This window comes from Mesorhizobium sp. M7A.F.Ca.CA.001.08.2.1 (assembly GCF_003998455.1).
Classification (GTDB): Bacteria; Pseudomonadota; Alphaproteobacteria; order Rhizobiales; family Rhizobiaceae; genus Mesorhizobium; species Mesorhizobium ciceri.
This window is the reverse complement of the sequence record NZ_RZPW01000643.1, coordinates 1-3,667: the sequence shown is the minus strand read 5'-3', so window position 1 is coordinate 3,667 and position 3,667 is coordinate 1. Positions and strand designations below refer to the sequence as shown.

The 3,667-nt window shown below is 65.1% G+C and carries 4 protein-coding genes; 1 reads left to right on the top strand and 3 read right to left on the bottom strand.

Annotated elements, in window-relative coordinates; genetic code table 11:
• The 3 genes from EN914_RS28125 to EN914_RS28115 form a co-directional block, all read right to left on the bottom strand.
• A partial coding sequence (locus EN914_RS28125) for a DUF6101 family protein (RefSeq protein ID WP_127389403.1) occupies positions 1-467 on the bottom strand: 467 nt, incomplete at its 3' end.
• Positions 468-653: 186 nt separating this feature from the next.
• Positions 654-2,084: an FAD-binding oxidoreductase gene (locus tag EN914_RS28120; RefSeq protein WP_024502651.1), complete on the bottom strand. Its 1,431-nt coding sequence runs from the start codon at positions 2,082-2,084 to the stop codon at positions 654-656.
• Between the two features lie 8 nt (positions 2,085-2,092).
• Positions 2,093-3,067: an L-threonylcarbamoyladenylate synthase gene (locus EN914_RS28115; RefSeq protein ID WP_024502650.1), complete on the bottom strand. Its 975-nt coding sequence runs from the start codon at positions 3,065-3,067 to the stop codon at positions 2,093-2,095.
• Between the two features lie 192 nt (positions 3,068-3,259).
• Here EN914_RS28115 and EN914_RS28110 point away from each other — a divergent pair.
• Positions 3,260-3,667, top strand: a 408-nt coding sequence (locus EN914_RS28110) for a hypothetical protein (protein WP_127389402.1), incomplete at its 3' end; no start/stop codon positions are given.

The window sequence follows — 3,667 nt, the reverse complement described above, 5'->3', positions numbered from 1 at the left end:
ATCCGCCCCTTGCGCCGATCCTGCGGCGGCAGCGTCTTGATGGCGGCGCCGAGTGATTCTTCCAGGGTGCGGGCAACGCCGTCCGATTCGATGAGCAGCATCGGCAGGCGGTAAGCGTCGGCCCAGGCGCGCCAGTCGGCGGCGACATCGTCGAGATCGTCGGCCACCAGCAGCGGCACCGACAGCATCGGGTCGTTGTGCAGGAGTTCCAGGGTCACCGTGACATTGCCGTCCGGATCCTCCATGGCGCGGGCGGCAACGCCGCGGAACGCATTGGAGGGCAGAACGATGATCGCGGGCAGGCCGCTCATCTCGAGCAAGCGGCGGATCACGGCGCCGCGCTGGTCGATGGTGAAGGTTACATCGCCGTAGTCGTCGCGAGTCGCGTAGCTCACCACTTGCGGCAGGCGGAATGGGTCGAGACGCATGTTGCGTCCCGCCCAGACTGGCTTCAGTCCGGTGTTCATAGAGTGGCCTTCCTGTCTGTCTCCTGAGAGCCGGTGTCCGGTTCTCTCCGGGCCGGTTTTTCCAGCCTCGTTTGTATGGAGACAGTAGCGCGGGCTCCTTACCGCCCCGCTTAAGAAAGTCGGTTAAATTTTGCTGATCTCAGGGATGGTTATCGGAATCCCACCAGCCACAAGATGTCGAAAGGATCAGATAACCTTACCCGGATTCATGATGCCGGCCGGGTCGAAAGCGGTCTTCACCCTTCGCATCAGATCGATCGCCATCGGCGGCGCGGTGGCGATCAGTTCGTCGCGCTTCAACTGGCCGATGCCATGCTCGGCCGAGATCGAACCGTGCAGGCTGCGCACCACATCGTGCACCGCCTTGTTCATGGGGTGATAGAGAGCGAGGAACGCCTCATCGTCGCCGTCGACGGGCCGGGAAATGTTGTAGTGGAGATTGCCGTCGCCCATATGGCCGAAGCAGACCACGCGCGCGCCGGCGCTCACCGACGCCACCGCGCCGGCGGCTTCTTCGATGAAACGCGGGATCGAGGCAATAGGCACCGAAATGTCGTGCTTGATCGAGGCGCCCTCCGGTTTCTGCGCCTCGGGCAGCAACTCACGGAAATTCCAGAAGGCATCGCCCTGCGCGAGACTCGCGGCAATGACGGCGTCGCCGACGAATTCCTGTTCGAGGCCAGCCGACAGCACATCCTCGATCAACGCTCTCGAATCTTCCGACGAACGGCCTGATGAAATCTGCATCAGCACGTACCACGGCCAGTCCTCGATCAGCGGCCGCACCACACCCTGGGCATGCGCCAGGGTGAAATCATATGGCCGCCTGCCGATCAGTTCGAAAGCGGTGAGTGCTGCCCCGGCACGGTCCATGGCCAGGCCGAACAGCGAAAGTGCCGCCTCGGGCGACGACAGGCCGACGAAGGCGACTTCGCGCCCCTTCGGCTTCGGGAACAGCTTCAGCACGGCGGCGGTGATGACGCCGAGCGTGCCTTCGGCGCCGACGAACAGGTTTTTTAGATCGTAGCCGGTGTTGTCCTTCTTCAGCTTGCGCAGGTCGTCGAACACCTCGCCGGTCGGCAGCACCACCTCGACACCGAGGCAAAGTTCACGCGCATTGCCGTAGGCAAGCACGCCGGTGCCGCCGGCATTGGAGGAAAGATTGCCCCCGATCTGGCAGGAGCCTTGCGCGGCCAGCGACAGCGGGAACAGCCGGTCGGCGGCGTCGGCTGCCTCCTGCAGCGTCTGCAGGATGACACCGGCCTCGACCGTCACCGTGTTGGACAGGACATCGATCTCGCGGATACGGTTAAGGCGCGACAGCGACAGGACGATTTCGCGCCCGGACCTGTCCGGCACCTGCGCGCCGACCAGCCCGGTGTTGCCGCTTTGCGGCACGATCGGCGATCCCGTCTCGGTCGCCAGCCGCATGATCCGGCTGACCTCCTCGACGCTGCCCGGCCGCAGCACCAGCGATGTCGCGCCGTGCCAGAGCCCACGTCGCTCAATGAGGTAGGGCGCGATGTCCTGCTGATCACGCAGCGCATATTTGTCGCCGACGATCGCAGCGAAGCGATCTATGAGGGCGGGATCGAGTGTCTCTGTGATTTCGATCATAGGGGAAACTATGTTGCGGGTTGCGTGATGTCACGAGGGGCGGCTGCACGCGACAGCCGATCGTTGATCGCTTCGCCGAGCCCGTCACAGGGAATAGGCTCGACGGCGATGGTGCGCGCGCCGCTGCGGTCGAGTGCCTGCATATAGGCGAACAGATTGCTCGCCGCTTCGCGCAGGTCACCGGTTTCGGACAAATTGAGGAAGGCTTCGGCGCGGTGCCAGCCTTGTGCCCTCTGGCCGCCGAAGCCGAGCAAAGCCTCGCCCTCGCCGACCGTGCCGGCATTGAGCCGCATCGCGGCACTTGGCGCATAGTGCGAGGCAAGCATGCCCGGCGCCTCGATACTGGCGGTGCCGCCGCGCAACAATTCCATGCCGATGGCCGCCTCGATCTCCTCGGCGGCGATGCCGCCGGGCCTCAGCAGCCGCATTCTTTCCCCCTCGGCCTTGAGAATCGTCGATTCCAGCCCGACCGGGGTCGCGCCGCCATCGACCACCAGCTTTATCCGCGCACCGAGATCGGCTGCCACCGCTTGCGCGGTCGTTGCGCTGATCCTGCCGGATGAATTGGCGCTGGGCGCGGCAAGCGGGCGGCCGAGCCTGGCGATCAGATCGCCGCCAAAGCCCCTCGGCATGCGCAAGGCGATTGTATCGAGCCCGGCGGTGACCAGCGGATGGATGCCGTTGCCGGGCCGTTGCGGCAGCACCAGCGTCAGCGGACCGGGCCAGAACGCGCGCGCGAGTTTCTTCGACAGCGGATCGAACAGCGCGAGGCGCTCGGCCATCGCCATGTCGGCGACATGGGCGATCAGCGGGTTGAAGCGCGGCCGCCCCTTGGCTTCGAAGATGCGCGCGACGCCGATGCCGTTGGTCGCGTCGCCGGCCAGCCCGTAGACGGTTTCCGTCGGGATGGCGACGACATCGCCCTCCCTGAGCAGCGCCAGCGCCCGCTCCAGCGCCTCGCCCGAGCCAAGTATTTCAGCCACTCTCGTCACCTCACAGATGCGGGGTGCGTAGTACGATGGCGGCCATTGGGCAAGTCGGCTGTTGGGTAACCGTTTGTTGGCGAGCAGGAGCATTGGCGATTTATCAATCCCTAAAATGCTATGTTTCCGCGAAAGCCGGCATCAATTCCGGCCTGCTATCGAACAGCTTCTGGGCAAAGGGGAGCGATATCGGTGTCTGCGCGTATCCTGCTGGGTATCATTCTTGCTGTTGCGGCCGGCGAAGCCCAGGCATCATCCCTGGTTTTTCCAGGCACGCCATCCTCCACACCATCGATCGTCAGGATCGGCGCTCCCAACCAGCCTGGAACCGTCGATGCGGTCAACACCAGCGATGCGCGGTCGGTGATGGCAGTAGGGGAAGCGCCGCCCGACGTCACCGATGAAAAGGTAGCGGCGATCCCGGACAAGCCCGCGACCGGACACGGCTTCCAGCCAGGCCCGATGGTCATCCGTGGCGGCGTTACCGGTCCCGATTTCCCGGCACCCGCGCCAACCGCTGCACCAGCGACCGGTGCCGCGCCGGCCGCTGGCACCGCGCCGGCAACGGCCACCGCTTCCGCTGCCCCCTCAGGGAACGCC